The organism is Streptomyces populi (genome assembly GCF_002911015.1).
GTDB lineage: Bacteria > Actinomycetota > Actinomycetes > Streptomycetales > Streptomycetaceae > Streptomyces > Streptomyces populi.
In genome coordinates, this window is record NZ_KZ626861.1 from 1 (window position 1) to 16540 (window position 16540).

General features: G+C 71.6%; 12 protein-coding genes and 1 pseudogene. 7 read left to right on the top strand and 6 right to left on the bottom strand.

What is annotated here, in order from left to right:
- Window positions 1–345 (top strand): annotated as a pseudogene (locus CW362_RS13820) (MFS transporter); the annotation flags it as partial.
- Window positions 342–1361 carry a TolB family protein gene (locus tag CW362_RS13825; RefSeq protein WP_103549735.1) on the top strand — a complete coding sequence of 340 codons (1020 nt, stop codon included), beginning with the start codon at window positions 342–344 and terminating at the stop codon, window positions 1359–1361. The pseudogene CW362_RS13820 and the gene CW362_RS13825, both read left to right, overlap by 4 nt.
- A gap of 94 nt (window positions 1362–1455) precedes the next feature.
- Here CW362_RS13825 and glnA read toward each other — a convergent pair whose 3' ends face one another.
- On the bottom strand, window positions 1456–2817 hold the full coding sequence (gene glnA / locus CW362_RS13830) for a type I glutamate--ammonia ligase (RefSeq protein WP_103549736.1): 1362 nt from the start codon (window positions 2815–2817) through the stop codon (window positions 1456–1458).
- 327 nt (window positions 2818–3144) lie between these two features.
- Between glnA and CW362_RS13840 the strand changes: the two genes are divergently transcribed.
- Window positions 3145–4347 carry a globin domain-containing protein gene (locus tag CW362_RS13840; protein ID WP_103549738.1) on the top strand — a complete coding sequence of 401 codons (1203 nt, stop codon included), beginning with the start codon at window positions 3145–3147 and terminating at the stop codon, window positions 4345–4347.
- A gap of 218 nt (window positions 4348–4565) precedes the next feature.
- On the opposite strand, the gene CW362_RS13845 is transcribed toward CW362_RS13840, so the two are convergent.
- Window positions 4566–5000, bottom strand: coding sequence for an RrF2 family transcriptional regulator (locus tag CW362_RS13845; RefSeq protein WP_103549739.1), 435 nt, complete (start codon window positions 4998–5000; stop codon window positions 4566–4568).
- A gap of 251 nt (window positions 5001–5251) precedes the next feature.
- Between CW362_RS13845 and CW362_RS13850 the strand changes: the two genes are divergently transcribed.
- From CW362_RS13850 to CW362_RS13865, 4 genes are all read left to right on the top strand, one after another.
- Complete coding sequence (locus CW362_RS13850) at window positions 5252–5923, top strand: DUF3105 domain-containing protein (protein WP_103549740.1); 672 nt, start codon at window positions 5252–5254, stop codon at window positions 5921–5923.
- Window positions 5920–6549, top strand: a complete 630-nt coding sequence (locus tag CW362_RS13855) for a DUF305 domain-containing protein (RefSeq protein ID WP_103549741.1) — start codon at window positions 5920–5922, stop codon at window positions 6547–6549. Before CW362_RS13850 ends, CW362_RS13855 begins: the two co-directional genes overlap by 4 nt.
- A 420-nt stretch (window positions 6550–6969) precedes the next feature.
- On the top strand, window positions 6970–8910 hold the full coding sequence (locus CW362_RS13860; protein ID WP_103549742.1) for a S53 family peptidase: 1941 nt from the start codon (window positions 6970–6972) through the stop codon (window positions 8908–8910).
- Window positions 8911–9087: 177 nt separating this feature from the next.
- Window positions 9088–11145: an NAD(+) synthase gene (locus CW362_RS13865; RefSeq protein ID WP_103549805.1), complete on the top strand. Its 2058-nt coding sequence runs from the start codon at window positions 9088–9090 to the stop codon at window positions 11143–11145.
- Between the two features lie 154 nt (window positions 11146–11299).
- Here CW362_RS13865 and CW362_RS13870 read toward each other — a convergent pair whose 3' ends face one another.
- The 4 genes from CW362_RS13870 to CW362_RS13885 form a co-directional block, all read right to left on the bottom strand.
- Window positions 11300–12523 (bottom strand): MFS transporter, encoded by a 1224-nt coding sequence (locus tag CW362_RS13870; protein ID WP_103549743.1) that lies wholly within the window; start codon window positions 12521–12523, stop codon window positions 11300–11302.
- A 202-nt stretch (window positions 12524–12725) separates the two neighbouring features.
- Window positions 12726–13763 carry an endonuclease/exonuclease/phosphatase family protein gene (locus CW362_RS13875; RefSeq protein ID WP_103549744.1) on the bottom strand — a complete coding sequence of 346 codons (1038 nt, stop codon included), beginning with the start codon at window positions 13761–13763 and terminating at the stop codon, window positions 12726–12728.
- Between the two features lie 200 nt (window positions 13764–13963).
- Window positions 13964–14584 carry a TetR/AcrR family transcriptional regulator gene (locus CW362_RS13880; protein WP_376450350.1) on the bottom strand — a complete coding sequence of 207 codons (621 nt, stop codon included), beginning with the start codon at window positions 14582–14584 and terminating at the stop codon, window positions 13964–13966.
- A gap of 126 nt (window positions 14585–14710) precedes the next feature.
- Window positions 14711–16312: an MFS transporter gene (locus tag CW362_RS13885; RefSeq protein ID WP_103549806.1), complete on the bottom strand. Its 1602-nt coding sequence runs from the start codon at window positions 16310–16312 to the stop codon at window positions 14711–14713.
- Window positions 16313–16540: the final 228 nt, after the last annotated feature.

Consider the following 16540-nt stretch of genomic DNA (forward strand, 5'->3'; position numbering starts at 1 on the left):
GCCCTGCTGCTCGCGTACGGCCTGCTGCTGACCTCCTGGCACGGGACGGCGCTGCCGTTCGCCGTCCTGTTCCTGCACGGCGGCTTCTACGCGGCGACGGACGGCGTGCTCATGGCCGCGGCCTCGGACAGCGTGCCCGGGGAACTGCGGTCGTCCGGGCTCGCGCTGGTCCAGACGGGCCAGGCGCTGGCCCGCTTCGTCTGCTCGCTGGCCTTCGGCGCCGCCTGGACGGCGTGGGGCGACCGCACGGCGCTCACCGCGTCGGCCGTGGCGCTGGCCCTGTGCGCGCTGTTCTCGGTGATCCTGCGCCCCGTCCGCCGCACCTCCCCGGAAGGCCTCGTATGACGCTGCGAACCCGCATCCTGGTCCTGCTCTCGGCGCTGGTCGTCCTCGCGGGCGTCGCGACCGCCTCCGTGCTGCACGCCTCGGCCCGCGCGGAGCGCAGGAACCAGGCACAGCCGGGCGGCCCGCGGGTCACCGCCGGTCCGGTCTCGCTGACCGACTCGCGGCGGCTGGTGTTCCGGAACATGGCGTGGGGCCCGCACCGCGACGAGCTGACGTCCGTCCCGGCGTCCGACCCGTCGGGCCCGCGCACCGCGTCCAGGGTCAAGTGCCTGCGCTTCCACGCCGCCTCGGGCACCGGGGTGTGCCTCCAGGCGGTGCGCGGCACGGTCCAGGACACCTACCGGGCGGTGATCCTCGACGCCGGCCTGCACGTCAGGGCCCGCTACGACGTGCCCGGCATCCCGTCCCGCGCCCGCGTCTCGCCCAGCGGCCGGTACGCCGCCTGGACCGCGTTCGTGGGCGGCGACTCCTACGCGGGCACGAACTTCTCCACCCGGGCGGCGATCGTCGACACCCGCACGGGGAGGCTGACGCCGTCCCTGGAGGCGTACCGCGTGGTGAAGGACGGCAGGACCTACCGGTCGGCCGACGTCAACTTCTGGGGCGTCACCTTCACGGCCGACGACCGCGGGTTCTACGCGACGATGGCCACGCACGGCACGACCTATCTCGTCCGCGGCGACCTGGCCGCCCGCACCGTCACCACCCTGCACACGAACGTCGAGTGCCCGTCCCTCTCCCCCGACGGCACCCGCATCGCCTTCAAGAAACGCGTCGAGGGCCTTCCGAAGGACGCGCCCTGGCAGCTGTACGTCCTCGACCTGCGCACCGGGCACGAGACGGCGCTCGCCGAGCCGCGCAGCGTCGACGACCAGGTGGTCTGGCGCGACGACCACACCCTCGTCTACGCCCTCCCCGGCGACTACGGGGCCGACCTGTGGACCCTCCCGTCCGACGGCACGGGACGGCCGCGGCGCGTCAGCACCGCGGCCGTGTCACCCGCGTACGTGCGCTAGGTGGTGCCCCGGGGCCGGCGAGGACGACCGCGGGTCCACGGTCAGTGACCGTGGACCCGCGTACTGCGTCCCGCAAAGTACCGCTGACCAGCGCCTACAGCACCGGCAGGTTCTTCCGCAGCTCGAAGGCGGTGACCTCGCTGCGGTACTCCTCCCATTCCGCCTTCTTGTTGCGCAGGAAGAAGTCGAAGACGTGCTCGCCGAGGGTCTCCGCGACGAGTTCGCTGCGCTGCATGAGGGAGAGGGCCTCGCCGAGGTTCTGCGGGAGGGGCTCGATGCCCATCGCCCGGCGCTCGCCGTCGGAGAGGGCCCAGACGTCGTCGTCGGCGCCCGGCGGGAGCTCGTACCCCTCCTCGATGCCCTTCAGGCCCGCGGCCAGCAGCAGCGCGTAGGCGAGGTACGGGTTCGCGCCCGAGTCGATCGAGCGGACCTCGACCCGCGCGGAGCCGGTCTTGCCGGGCTTGTACATCGGGACGCGGACGAGGGCGGAGCGGTTGTTGTGGCCCCAGCAGATGTACGAGGGGGCCTCGCCGCCGGCTCCGGCGGTGCGCTCCGAGCCGCCCCAGATGCGCTTGTAGGAGTTGACCCACTGGTTGGTGATGGCGGAGATCTCCGCGGCGTGCCTCAGCAGGCCGGCGATGAAGGAGCGGCCGACCTTGGAGAGCTGGTACTCCGAGCCGGACTCGTAGAACGCGTTGCGGTCGCCCTCGAAGAGGGAGAGGTGGGTGTGCATGCCGCTGCCCGGGTACTCCGAGAACGGCTTCGGCATGAAGGTGGCCTGGACGCCCTGCTCCAGCGCGACCTGCTTCATGATCAGCCGGAAGGTCATGATGTTGTCGGCCGTGGAGAGCGCGTCGGCGTAGCGCAGGTCGATCTCCTGCTGGCCGGGGGCGCCCTCGTGGTGGCTGAACTCGACCGAGATGCCCATCGACTCCAGCATCGTGATGGCCTGGCGCCGGAAGTCCTGGCCGACGTTCTGCGGGGTGTGGTCGAAGTAGCCGGAATTGTCGGCCGGGGTGGGCCGCGAGCCGTCCAGCGGGCGGTCCTTCAGCAGGAAGAACTCGATCTCGGGGTGGGTGTAGAAGGTGAAGCCCAGGTCCGAGGTCTTGGCGAGGGCGCGCTTGAGGACGTAGCGCGGGTCCGCGAAGGACGGGGAGCCGTCCGGCATGAGAATGTCGCAGAACATGCGGGCCGTGCCGGGAGCCTCGGCGCGCCAGGGCAGCACCTGGAAGGTGCCCGGGTCCGGCTTGGCGATCATGTCGGACTCGTACACGCGGGCGAAGCCCTCGATGGCGGAACCGTCGAAGCCGATGCCCTCGTCGAAGGCCTGCTCCAGCTCGGCCGGGGCCACGGCCACCGACTTCAGGAAGCCGAGCACGTCCGTGAACCACAGACGTACGAACCGGATGTCACGCTCCTCCAGTGTCCGGAGCACGAACTCCTGCTGCTTGTCCATCTTCCGCTTCCACCCATCCTTGCTGGTCAGGCCGCCTGCTCCCACGCCGCGAAGACGATCGGCGCACCTGAGCATCCCACCACAACACCATTTCATGCGCGTTGCGGACCATGATCGGCCGGGCGACCTCGGCCTGAACGCCTCGCGTACGGCAGGTGTCCTTCTCTGCCGCACATACTGCCTGCTCACCCACGCACCCGTAAGGGGCGGCCGGTACTCGCCCGTCCCCCGAGTTTTAATTTGCATCTCAAATGCAAGTTTGATTAGTGTGCGGCTCATGCGGAGGGGTGTAACCCACCGCTTCCGCCCCGGCCTTGAGGAGTCCCGATGCTGTCCGAACAATCCGCCGTCACCGTGCGCGCGACCCTCCCCGTCGTCGGCGCCGCCATCGGCGAGATCACCGAGCGCTTCTACGCCGGACTGTTCACCGCCCACCCCGAGCTGCTCCGCGACCTGTTCAACCGCGGCAACCAGGCCGCGGGCACCCAGCGCCAGGCGCTCGCGGGGTCCATCGCCGGCTTCGCCACCTACCTGGTCGACCACCCCGACGAGCGGCCCGACGCGATGCTGAGCCGCATCGCCCACAAGCACGCCTCCCTGGGCGTCACGCCCGAGCAGTACAAGGTCGTGCACGAGCACCTCTTCGCCGCCATCGTCGCGGTGCTCGGCGACGCGGTCACCGCGGAGGTCGCCGCCGCCTGGGACGAGGTGTACTGGCTCATGGCGAACGCCCTGATCGCCCTCGAGAAGCACCTGTACGACGAGAACGCCGACGACGGGGCCCTGCACCCCTGGGTGGTCACCGAGCGCGTCGAGGAGACCGCCGACGTCGCCACCTTCCGGATCCGCCCGGCCGACGGCGCGCCCCTGCCGGACTTCCGCGCGGGCCAGTACGTCTCCGTCGGCGTCGAACTCCCGGACGGCGCCCGCCAGATCCGCCAGTACAGCCTCTCCAGCGCGCCCGGCTCCCCGGTGCGCCAGATCAGCGTCAAGCGGGTCCGCGCCGACGAGAACGGTGCGACGAGCCCCGAGGGCGAGGTCTCCGCCCATCTGCACGCGCACGTCCGCGAGGGCAGCGTCCTCCAGGTCTCGGCGCCCTACGGCGACCTGGTCCTCGACGACACGGACGCCCCGCTCCTGCTCGCCTCGGCGGGCATCGGCGTCACCCCGATGATCGCCATGCTGGAGCAGCTGTCGCTCTCCGGCCACAAGGCGCCCGTCACCGTGGTGCACGCCGACCGCTCCCCCGCCGAGCACGCGCTGCGCGCCGAGCACGAGGCGTTCGCGGGCAAACTCCCCGACGCCGAGACCCACTTCTGGTACGAGCGGCCCGAGCCGGGCCACCCCGCCGAGCGGACCGGCCTGGTCGACCTCTCCGGGGTGACCGTCCGTCCGGGCACGCACGCCTACCTGTGCGGACCGCTGCCCTTCATGCGCGCGGTACGGACCCAGCTCCTCGCGAAGGGCGTGCCCGCCTCCGACATCCACTACGAGGTGTTCGGACCGGACCTCTGGCTGGCCCAGGACTGACGAGGCGGCCGAAGCGGGGCCCGGTGCGCGCCGGGCCCCGCTTCCCGGTTCCCGGCCGGACGGCGGTACACGGCGGTCGGTTCCCGGCCGGACGGCGGTACGCGGCGGCCGCGGGGCCGCCGGCTCCACTAGGGCCGCGGGCCCCTGCCTCCGCCTCCGCTCCAGGGACGCCGCCCGGACCGGACCCGACCGGACCGGGTCCGACCGGACCGGGTCCGTCACGGCCTGCGGCTGATGCCCAACAGCACGGGCCCGGTCGGCTCGGCGACGACGTCGGCGATGGTCAGCGGGTCCAGAGAGGCGTAGAAGGCCTCCTGGGCCCGCCGCAGCGCACCCCTCAGCCGGCACGCGGAGACGAGCGGGCACGGGGTGTCGCCCTCGCACTCGACGACGTCGCCCTCCCCCTCGAAGGAGCGCACGATCGCGCCGACGGACTCCCCGCGCCCCTTCTCGGTGAGCGTGAGGCCGCCTCCCCTGCCGCGCCGGGCGTCGAGCAGCCCGAGGTGCTGGAGTTCGGCGACGACCTTGGCGGTGTGCGTGTAGGGGACCTCCATGTCGGCCGCGACCTCGCGCGTGGTGGGCGTCGAGTCGCCGACGACGGCCAGTCGCATCAGGACGCGAAGGGCCAGGTCGGTGGAGCGCAGCAACCGCATGACCGACAGGGTAGGTAATGCGCATCTCCGGTTCAAATTTTCTCTCCGGGCCCCGTCCGGCCCCCTTCCCCTCCGCCGCCGGCACGCGTCCGCCGCCCGCCTCCGCCCGCCCGTGTCCGCCCGCCCGCGTCAACCCTCTTTCCGGCATCACCCGCACACTCCGGGCCAATCCCGTGCCCTCCCTGCCATGTCCCCCTCTTCCCGTTTACGATCAGCGGACCCGACCGCCCCATCCCCCATAAGGACTCACCATGGGTTCCGCCAAGAACACCAGCACCGGATCGCGCAAGGAGCGCATCGAAGAGCTGCGCCGCGCCGAGCGCGCCCGCGAGCGGCGCAACCGGTTCCTCGTGATCGCGGCCAGTACGGTCGCCGTCGCCGGCCTCGTGGCCGGTGGTGTCGCGATCGCCCGGTCGCAGTCGGACGACGGCGGGAAGGACACGGCGAGCGACTCGAAGCAGGCGTCGGGGCATTTCGTCACGGGCGCGGACGGGGTGAAGAGCTGGAAGGGCACGCTGGCGCGCAACCACGTCTCGAAGACCGTGGCGTACGCGATGGAGCCGCCGGTCGGCGGTGACCACAACCAGGTCTGGATGAACTGCAACGGCGACGTCTACCCCAAGGCCGTGAACAACATGAACGCCGTGCACTCCCTGGAGCACGGCGCCGTCTGGGTGACGTACAACAGCAAGGCGTCCGAAGCCGACGTGAAGGCGCTCGCGGCCAAGGTCAGGAAGACCCCGTACACGCTGATGAGCCCGGTCGAGGACCAGAAGGACCCGATCATGCTGAGCGCCTGGGGCAAGCAGCGCACGGTGACCGGCGCGGACGACAAGAACGTCGACGCGTTCCTCTCCGAGTTCGTGCAGGGCAAGCAGACCCCCGAGCCGGGCGCGGCCTGCACCAACGGCCTGACCCAGTGAGGCACGTGGGGTGGATCGCGGGTGCCGCGGCGACCGTGCTCGTCACGGCCGGGGCGATCACGTACGCGGTCGCCGACGGGGACGACTCCGGCTCCGGGACGCGGACGCCCGCCGCCGGCTCCGCGGACGCGGGCTTCGCCCGGGACATGGCGGTCCACCACCAGCAGGCCGTCGAGATGTCGTACATCGTGCGGGACCGCACGAAGGACGTGGAGGTGCGGCGCCTCGCGTACGACATCGCGCAGACGCAGGCCAACCAGCGCGGCATGCTGCTCGGCTGGCTCGACCTGTGGGAGCTGCCGAAGGTGTCCCCGGACCCGCCGATGACCTGGATGGGCATGGGTGACATGGCGTCCGGCAAGGACGGTTCGCTGATGCCGGGCATGGCCACGAACGCGGAGATGAAGCGGCTCGGCACGCTGAACGGGAAGCAGGCCGAGGTCTTCTACCTCCAGTTGATGACCGACCACCACAAGGGCGGCATCCACATGGCCGAGGGCTGTGTCGCCAAGTGCACCGTCGGCGTGGAGAAGCGGCTCGCGCAGGGCATGGTCGACGCCCAGCAGTCGGAGATCACGTTGATGGCCGACATGCTGAAGGCGCGGGGCGCGAAGGCGCGCGACTAGCCGGCGCGGGGCCGACGGCCCGGCAGACGGAGCGACGGAGGAGCGGGACGGGTCCAAGGTGCCTTGGACCCGTCCCGCTCCTCCGTCTCCCGCCCCGCCCCGGTTCCGCCCCGCCCAGGTCCCGTTCCGCGGCAAGGGACTCGATCCGCTCACAGAAGCCCGCCACCCCTTTACAGCGCCCCGATCGGGATCGAGGGAAAACCCTCGAATATGCGCGAGGGTGCACATCAAACCGCCCCAAATGGCCGCCAATTGCCGCCACTTGGTCTTTCCTTGGGTTGTTCATTCCCCTGGCATGAACGGTTCACCGTAAGAGTGGCCCCCATCTGTGATCCATTCCTCACGCTCCGGCAGGACGTGGGGCTTTCGCGTGGATCACCGCAACCACTACATGCGACGAATCGCATCGCAGGGGGTTCTATGAGATCCAACCGCGCCACCGCGCGCGCCGGAGTGAGCCTGGCGGCGACCCTGCCCCTGCTCGCCGGCGCGCTGGCGCTCGGCATACCCGCGGCGTCCGCCGCGGACGGCCCGAGCCGGGTCACGCTCGCGGGCACCAAGCCCGCGTGGGCCACCGCCCACGCGGACAAGGGAGCGGCTTCCGACAGCTCCCAGGTCGCGGCCCGGGTGTACCTCGCCGGACGGGACGCCAAGGGCCTGGCGTCGTACGCCAGGGCCGTGTCCGACCCGCACTCGGCTTCGTACGGGAAGTACCTCAGCGCCAAGAAGGCGCAGGCACGTTTCGGCGCCACCAAGGCCCAGGTCACCGCGGTGACCACCTGGCTGAGGTCGGCGGGCCTGAAGGTCACCGGAACGACGCAGCACTACGTCTCCGTCACCGGTGACGTCGCCGCCGCCGAGAAGGCGTTCGGCACCCAGCTCCACAACTACACCAAGGGCAGCAAGGTCTACCGGGCGCCGTCGAGGACGGCTTCCGCGCCCGCCGCCCTGAACGGCGCCGTCCTGACCGTCACCGGCCTGGACAACGCCCCGCACAAGGCGCGGCACGCCGATCAACTGCCGCCTCCGGACGCGGTGTTCAAGAACTCCGGGCCGTTCTCCTCGTACTACGGCTCGAACATCGCGAGCACCCTGCCGGACGCCTACGGGACGAAGATCCCGTACGCCGTCCAGGGCTACACCGGCAAGCAGCTGCGCGCGGCGTACGGGGCGGGCAAGCGCACCGGCAAGAACGTGCGGGTCGCCATCACCGACGCGTACGCCTCGCCGACCATCGCCTTCGACGCGGCCACCTACGCCGGCAAGCACGGTGACGCGAAGTACTCCAGCGGTCAGCTCCGCCAGGTGCTGCCCAAGAAGTACACGAAGACCGAGGAGTGCGGAGCGGCCGGCTGGTACGGCGAGGAGACCCTCGACGTCGAGGCCGTGCACGCCGTCGCGCCGGGCGCGGACATCACGTACGTGGGTGCCGCCTCCTGCTACGACGACGATCTGCTCGACTCGCTCAACAAGATCGTCGACGGGCACCTGGCCGACATCGTCTCCAACTCCTGGGGCGACATCGAGGCCAACCAGACCCCGGACCTGGCCGCCGCCTACGACCAGACGTTCCAGTTCGGAGCGGTCGAGGGCATCGGCTTCTACTTCTCCTCCGGCGACGACGGCGACGAGGTCGCCAACACCGGCACGAAGCAGGTCGACACCCCGGCCAACTCGGCCTGGGTGACGGCGGTCGGCGGTACCTCGCTGGCGGTCGGCAAGGGCGACAAGTACCTGTGGGAGACCGGCTGGGGCACCGAGAAGGCCTCGCTGTCCGCGGACGGCAAGAGCTGGACCGGGTTCCCGGGCGCGTTCACCTCGGGTGCGGGCGGCGGCACCAGCAAGACCGTGGCGCAGCCCTACTACCAGAAGGGCGTCGTCCCGAACGCGCTGGCCAAGGCCAACAACGCGGCGGGCAACCGGGTCGTCCCGGACATCGCGGCGATCGCCGACCCCAACACCGGTTTCCGCGTCGGCCAGACGCAGACCTTCCCGGACGGGACCGAGCAGTACAGCGAGTACCGCATCGGCGGCACCTCGCTCGCCGCTCCGGTGATCGCGGCCGTCCAGGCCCTCGCCCAGGAGGCGCGCGGCGGCAAGGCGATCGGTTTCGCCAACCCGTCGATCTACGCCAAGGCCGGGTCCAAGGCCTACCACGACGTGACCGACACGCCCGGCGGCAAGCACTACGCCGTGGCCCGCGTCGACTTCGTCAACGGCCTCGACGCCGCCGACGGTCTGGCCACCTCGGTCCGCAGCCTCGGCCAGGACAGCTCGCTGAAGGCCGTGAAGGGCTACGACGACGTCACCGGCGTGGGTTCGCCCGCCCCGGGCTACGTCGAGTCGTTCAGCCGTCGCTGACCGACGCCTCACGGACGATGCGCCCGGCTCCCCCGCGGAGCCGGGCGCATCGCTCGTTCTCCGGGCTCCCCGCCCGGCGCGCTCCGGAGCCGGGTGTCCGCCGCGGAGGACGGCTCGCCGCACACCCCGGCCACCCCATCGCGTCGCTCTGACGATTACACTGGCCGGGTGCCTCCTCTGAACTTCCGGTCGCTCTATCAGCACGGCTTCGCACGCGTCGCCGCCTGCACGGGCCACACCGTCATCGCGGACCCGCTCGCCAACGCCGAGGCCGTCCTGCGCCAGGCGCGCAGGTGCGCCGGGGAGGGTGTCGCCGTCGCCGTCTTCCCGGAGATGGGGCTGTGCGGCTACTCCATCGAGGACCTGCTGCTCCAGGACGCGCTGCTCGACCAGGTCGAGGAGGCGCTCGGGACCGTGGTGGCGGGGTCGGCCGGGCTCCTGCCGGTCCTCGTCGTGGGCGCCCCGCTGCGCCACCGCAACCGGGTCTACAACTGCGCGGTGGTCGTGCACCGCGGCCGGGTCCTCGGGGTCGTGCCCAAGTCGTACCCGCCGAACTACCGGGAGTTCTACGAACGCCGGCAGATCGCCGCGGGCGACGACGAGCGCGGCGGCACGATCCTGGTCGGCGGCGAGTCCGTGCCGTTCGGGGTGGACCTCCTGTTCGCCGCCGAGGACGTACCGGGCCTGGTGCTGCACGCGGAGATCTGCGAGGACATGTGGGTGCCGGTGCCGCCGAGCGCCGAGGCGGCCCTGGCGGGCGCCACCGTCCTCGCCAACCTCTCCGGCAGCCCGATCACCGTCGGCCGGGCCGAGGACCGCAAGCTGATGTGCCGCTCGGCGTCCTCACGCTGCATCGCCGCGTACGTCTACTCGGCGGCCGGACTGGGCGAGTCGACCACGGACCTGTCCTGGGACGGCCAGACCATGGTCTACGAGAACGGGACGCTGCTGGCCGAGTCCGACCGCTTCCCGCTCGACGACCAGTTCGCCGTGGCGGACGTCGACCTCGACCTGCTGCGCCAGGAGCGGCTGCGCACGGGCAGTTTCGACGACAACCGGCGCACCCACACCGCCCGCACCGCCGACTTCCGGACCCTGCCCTTCCGGCTCGACCCGCCGAGCGGCGACCTGGGCCTGCGGCGGCGCATCGAGCGCTTCCCGTTCGTGCCCGCGGACCCCGACCGGCTGGCCCAGGACTGCTACGAGGCCTACAACATCCAGGTCGCGGGACTCCAGCAGCGACTCCAGGCGATCGGTGGCCCGAAGGTGGTCATCGGGGTGTCCGGCGGTCTCGACTCCACGCACGCGCTGATCGTCGCCGCCCGCGCGATGGACCGGGCGGGCCGTCCGCGCAGCGACATCCTGGCCTGGACCCTGCCCGGCTTCGCCACCAGCGACCACACCAAGGGCAACGCGCACGAGCTGATGCGCTCCCTCGGCGTCACCGCGGCCGAGCTGGACATCACGCCGACCGCCCGGCTGATGCTTCAGGAGATGGGCCACCCCTTCGCCTCCGGCGAGCCGGTCTACGACGTCACCTTCGAGAACGTGCAGGCCGGGCTGCGCACCGACTACCTGTTCCGGCTCGCCAACCAGCGCGGCGGGATCGTGCTCGGCACCGGTGACCTCTCGGAGCTGGCGCTCGGCTGGTCCACGTACGGCGTCGGCGACCAGATGAGCCACTACAACGTCAACTCGGGCGTGCCGAAGACGCTGATCCAGCATCTGATCCGCTGGGTCATCGGCAGCCACCAGTTCGACGAGGACACCGACCGCACCCTCGCCGCGATCCTCGACACGGAGATCAGCCCGGAGCTCGTACCGGGCGAGGAGATGCAGTCCACCGAGTCGAAGATCGGCCCGTACGCGCTGCACGACTTCACGCTCTTCCACGTGCTGCGCTACGGCTTCCGGCCGTCGAAGATCGCCTTCCTGGCCTGGCACGCGTGGAACGACCCGGACGCGGGCGCCTGGCCGCCGGGCTTCCCCGAGGCCGAGCGCGTCGCCTACGACCTGCCGGAGATCCGGCGCTGGCTGGAGGTGTTCTGCCGCCGCTTCTTCGGGTTCGCGCAGTTCAAGCGCTCGGCCATGCCCAACGGGCCGAAGGTCTCGGCGGGCGGCTCGCTCTCGCCGCGCGGCGACTGGCGCGCGCCGTCCGACGGTTCGGCCCGCGCCTGGCTGCGCGACCTGGCCCGCTTCGACCCCCCGGAGGACGAGGGCGCGTCCACGGACTGAGGGTTCGGGGGCGCGGCGTCTCCGGCCGGCCGGGGACGTGCGCGGCGCCGCCCGCGCGCTCCGGACCGGCCGCTTCGTGCGGCGCGGTCCCGGCGCGCGGGCGGCGTCACCCGTCCCGGGACGGCGGACCCCGATCCGGCGACCGCCGGGCCCGTCACCGGTGTACGCGCTCCGGCGGCGCGGGCACGTGGGCGGCCACGAGACGGCCGGGGGCGCCCCCTCCGAGGGCCACCCGGCGGCGGTCGACGCCGTACGCCAACCCCGCGACGGCCAGGCCGAGCACGGCGAGGGCGGCTCCGGCGAGCGCCGGGGAGGTGGTGCCGAAGCCCGCCGCCAGGGCGAGCCCGCCGGTCCACGCGCCGCCCGCGTTGGCCAGGTTGAACGCGGCCTGGTTGGCGGAGGAGGCGAGGGAGGGCGCGGCGGCTGCCTTCTCCATGACCATCAGTTGCAGGGGCGAGCCGGTGACGAAGGCGGCCGTGCCGAGCAGCAGCACCGCGGCCGCCGCGCTCCACTGCGTGCGCATCAGCACCGGGAAGGCGGCGAGCACGACCACCAGTGAGGCCAGGCCCCCGAACAGGGTGGCGCGCATCGCGTGGTCCGCGAGCCGGCCGCCGAGCAGGTTGCCCGCCGTCGCGCCGACGCCGAACAGCGCGAGCAGCGGCGTGACGCTGCCCTCGGTGTATCCGGCGGCGTCGGTCAGCATGGGCGCGATGTAGCTGTAGGCGGCGAAGAGGGCCGCGAAGCCGGCGACCGTCGTGCCGAGGGCGAGCCAGACGGGCAGCGGGCGCAGGGCGGCGAGTTCGCCGCGCAGGCCGCCGCCGGGGGTGGGTCCGGGGACCGGCGGGATCAGCAGGAACAACGAGGCGATGGCGACGGCCCCGATCGCGCTCACCCCGAGGAAGGTGGCCCGCCAGCCCAGGTGCTGTCCCACGAGGGTGGCGGCCGGGACCCCGGCGATGTTGGCGACGGTCAGGCCGAGGAACATCAGCGACACGGAGCGGGCCTTGCGCTCGGGGGCGGCCAGGCCGGTGGCCACGACGGCGCCGACGCCGAAGAAGGCGCCGTGCGGCAGTCCGCTGAGGAAGCGGGCGGCGAGCAGCCAGTGCTGGTCGGGGGCGAGCGCGGAGAGCGCGTTGCCCGCGACGAACAGGCCCATCAGGGCGATCAGGACCGTGCGGCGGGGCATGCGGGCGGTGGCCGCGGCGAGCAGCGGGGCGCCGACGACGACGCCGAGCGCGTAGGCGGAGACCAGATGTCCGGCGGCGGGGATGGATATGTGCAGGTCGCCCGCGACGTCGGGCAGGAGACCCATCATGGCGAACTCGGTGGTTCCGATGCCGAAGGCGCCCACGGCGAGGGCGAGCAGGGCCAGAGGCATGAGATGCCTTTCGGGGGAGCTGGGGCGAGCGGGACTCCGTACGGGCGCGCGGTGTGCGGGAACACGCGCGGGTACGGGCACGCCCGCGCACGGCGATGTGCGCGGGACGCGGTCGGCTGGACACCGGCCTATTAAGTTTAGCCGGTGAACAAAGTCTGCTCGATCCAGTATTCCGGGAGACCCGAAGGCGGTTGCGGGTGGATCACGACGCGGTGGCGTCCACCTTGACGCGGGCCGCGACCGGGAGGTGGTCGCTGCCGGTGGACGGCAGGGTCCAGGAGGTCACCGGCTCGATGCCCTTGACCATGATCTGGTCGATCCGGGCCATCGGGAACGAGGCCGGCCAGCTGAACCCGAAGCCGCTGCCCGCCGCGCCCTGCGTGGAACGCATCTGCGAGGTGACCGCGTTCAACGCCCGGTCGTTCATGGTGCCGTTGAGGTCACCGAGCAGGACGACCCGCTCCAGGGACTCGTCGGCGATCTCCTCGCCCAGCGCGTTCGCGCTCTTGTCGCGCTGCCGGGCGGTGAACCCGGCCTTCATCTTCACCCGCACCGAGGGCAGATGGGCCACGTACACCGCGACGGGACCGGCCGGCGCCGCCACGGTCGCCCGCATGGCGCGCGTCCAGCCCAGCTTGATGTCCACCGGCCGGACGTCACCGAGCGGGTACTTGCTCCACAGTCCGACGGTGCCCTGGACCGAGTGGTACTTGTACGTCGAGGCCAGCGCCTTCTCGTACACCGGCACCGCCGACGCCGTCAGCTCCTCCAGGGCGAGCACGTCGGCGCCGGAGGCGGCCACGGCCCGGGCGGTGCCGGACGGGTCCGGGTTGTCGGCGTTGACGTTGTGGGTGGCGACGGTCAGATCGCCGGCCGCGCCGGTCTTGTCGGTGAGCAGTCCGCCGAAGAGGTTCAGCCAGACCGCGCCGGTCAGCAGCACGGCGATCAGGGCACTGGCGGACCTGCGCACGAAGGCGAGGACCAGCAGGACCGGGATGAACACCCCGAGCCACGGCAGGAACGTCTCGGTGAGACTGCCGAGGTTGCCGATCCGGTTCGGGATCCGCCCGTGCGCCAGCATCACCAGGGCGAGCAGCAGCGCGAGGGCGGCGAGGACCAGTCCGCGCCGCCAGATGCCGCGGTCGGCACGCCAGCCGTCGAGCAGGCGTCGGATCCGGGACTCTCTGCGCTCCGGCCCCCGGCCGTCGCTGCCCGTCTCCGTCATATACGCCTGCGCCATACCGTCGCCTCACAAAATGCCGTGCGCACCTACTGCCCCTCGACTACGACCCTAGGGGATGTCCGGTGTCGTTCTCGCCGTCCGGGACGGCCGTACAGGCATGGGGACGTACAACTCCGAGCCCGGAGTTCCGCATCCTGGCACGAGGTGCGGCTTCTGTGACGAAACACGCACATTCACGCCGTCAGAAACGGTTCGCGTCACGGCCGGACGGGGCGCAGGCCCTCCAGCAACGTGTCGACGATCTGTTCGGCGAGGCCCTCCGGGAGGTCGGTGTCCGGGCGCATGACGGAGCGGACGAGCATGGGGCCGACGAAGATGTCGTTCAGCAGCTCGATGTCGACGTCGTCGCGCAGTTCGCCGTTCTGCTGACCGCGGCGCAGCACCTCGTAGCCCAGCTGGCGTCTGGGCGCTATGACCGTGGCGTCGTACGCGGCCCACAGCTTGGGGCTGGACTTCATCTGCGCGTAGACGTTGTGCAGGATCGCCGACGAGCGGCTGACGAGACCTCGCCGGCGCAGCGACTCGAGCAGGACGACGAGGTCGTCGCGCATGGAGAGGCCGGGGAGCTCGGGGTCGGCGGGCTCGGCTCCGCGCAGGACGTCGACGAAGAGCTCCTCCTTGCCGCTCCAGCGGCGGTAGATCGTCGCCTTGCCGACCCCGGCGGTGCGCGCCAGACGCTCGATGGAGATGTCCGCGAGCGGGACCCCGTCCTCCAGGAGCTTCATCACGCCCTCGACGATGGCGCGTTCCACCGCCTCGCTGCGGGGACGCCCCCGGCCGGGGCACACCTGCCTGTCTCGGCTGTCCGCGAGGCTCACGTCGAACTCCGTTCCCATCGTTGACCAGGTGTCATTCTCCCCCGTTCACGGCGGTCGCGGACACTCGGCGTGACGTGCCCGCCGTGGACACCCCGGTCGGGGTGTCCACGGTCGTGTGCGCCGGTGTCAGTCCTGTCCGAGGCCGGCCGTCACCAGCTCGGCCCCGTCCTCGCCCTTCTGCGGGGCCGCGGGACGGCCGGGCAGGAACAGGGCGACGATCACCGCGCCGATGACCGCGACGCCCGCGCCGCACAGGGCGGTGACGTGCATCGCGTGCAGGAAGGCGTCGTTGGCCGGGGTGACGAGGGCCTTGCCCTGCGGACCGAGCTTGGCGGCGACGCCGAGGGTGGCCTCGATGGACTCGCCCGCGGTGTGCCGCAGCGGGGCCGGGACGAGGGCGAGCTTGTCCTCGATGCCGTTGCGGTAGGCGGTGGAGAGCACGGAGCCGAGGACCGCGATGCCGAGGGCACCGCCGACCTGGCGGAAGGTGTTGCTCAGCGCGGACGCGGAGCCGGCCTTCTCGCGCGGCAGCGCCTGCATGATGACGACGCTGGTCGGGGTCATGATGTGCGCCATGCCGGTGCCCATCAGGAAGAAGATGACCTCGAGGAGCCAGATCGGGGTGTCCGCCTCCAGCGTGGCGAACGCGGCCAGCATCGCGGCGATGATCACCAGACCGGCCGTGCAGGTGACGCGGTTGCCGAAGCGGTCGACGACCAGCCGCGCGCGCGGCGCGAAGATCAGCTGGGCGACGGCCAGCGGGAGCATCAGCAGACCGGTCTGCAACGGCGAGTAGCCCCGCACGCTCTGGGTGTAGAAGACGGAGAAGAAGGTCACGCCCATGAGCGCGAAGAACACGAGCGCGATGGCCGAGATCGCCGCCGAGAAGACCTTGTTCTGGAAGTACGTGACGTCGATGGACGGGTGGTCGCTGCGCTTCTCGAACAGCACGAAGCCGACGAGGACGACGACACCGGCGCCGATCGTCGCGAGGACCTGCGGGTCGGTGAAGTCGGCGAGCTGGCCGCCCTTGATGATGCCGTAGACGAGCAGGACGAGTCCGATGACGGAGAGGACCACGCCGACCGGGTCCAGGCGGCCCGGGTCGGGGTCGCGGGAGTCGGGGACCAGCCAGATCATCAGGCCGATCGCGAGGACCACGATGGGCACGTTGATCAGGAAGACCGAGCCCCACCAGAAGTGGTCCAGGAGCACACCGCCGGTGATCGGGCCGATCGCGATGGCGAGGCCGACGCCGCCGGCCCAGATGCCGATGGCCTTGGGCTGCTCGTCGCGCTCGAAGACGTTCATCAGGACGGCGAGGGTGGCGGGCATCACGAAGGCGGCGCCGAGACCCATCAGCGCGCGGAACGCGATGAGCTGGACCGGCGAGCCGGACTCGGCGGCCAGCGCGGAACCGGCGCCGAAGACGGCGAGACCGGCGAGCAGCACCTTCTTGCGGCCGAGCCGGTCACCGAGGAGGCCCGCGGTGAACAGGAGGCCGGCGAAGACGAGGGTGTAGGCGTTGATGGCCCACTCCAGCTCACCCTGGGTGGCGCCGAGACCGGTGGGCGCCGGGGTCGAGATCGTCTTGATCGCGACGTTCAGGATGGAGTTGTCGAGCACCACGATCAGCAGGCTGAGCATGAGCACGCCGAGGATCGCCCAGCGGCGCCGGTGCACCGCCTCGGGCACTCGCCGGTCGAGCGGAGGAGCGGAAGTTGTCATGACGGCCACCCTACGGGCGATTCGATACGGCACCGTCTCGTATCGGAAATGCTTTACGGAGAACTTACGAAGAGGCCCGGGACCCTGGGCCGGGGTGGGACGGGCCGGGGCTGCCGGGGACGTGGCGGGAACGACACCGGGTCCGGCGGGCCGGCTCTAGCCGCGCACAGCACGAGGTGCCACCATGGAGGTGATCCGGGGACGCCGTCAGGGTGCCTCGAGATGACA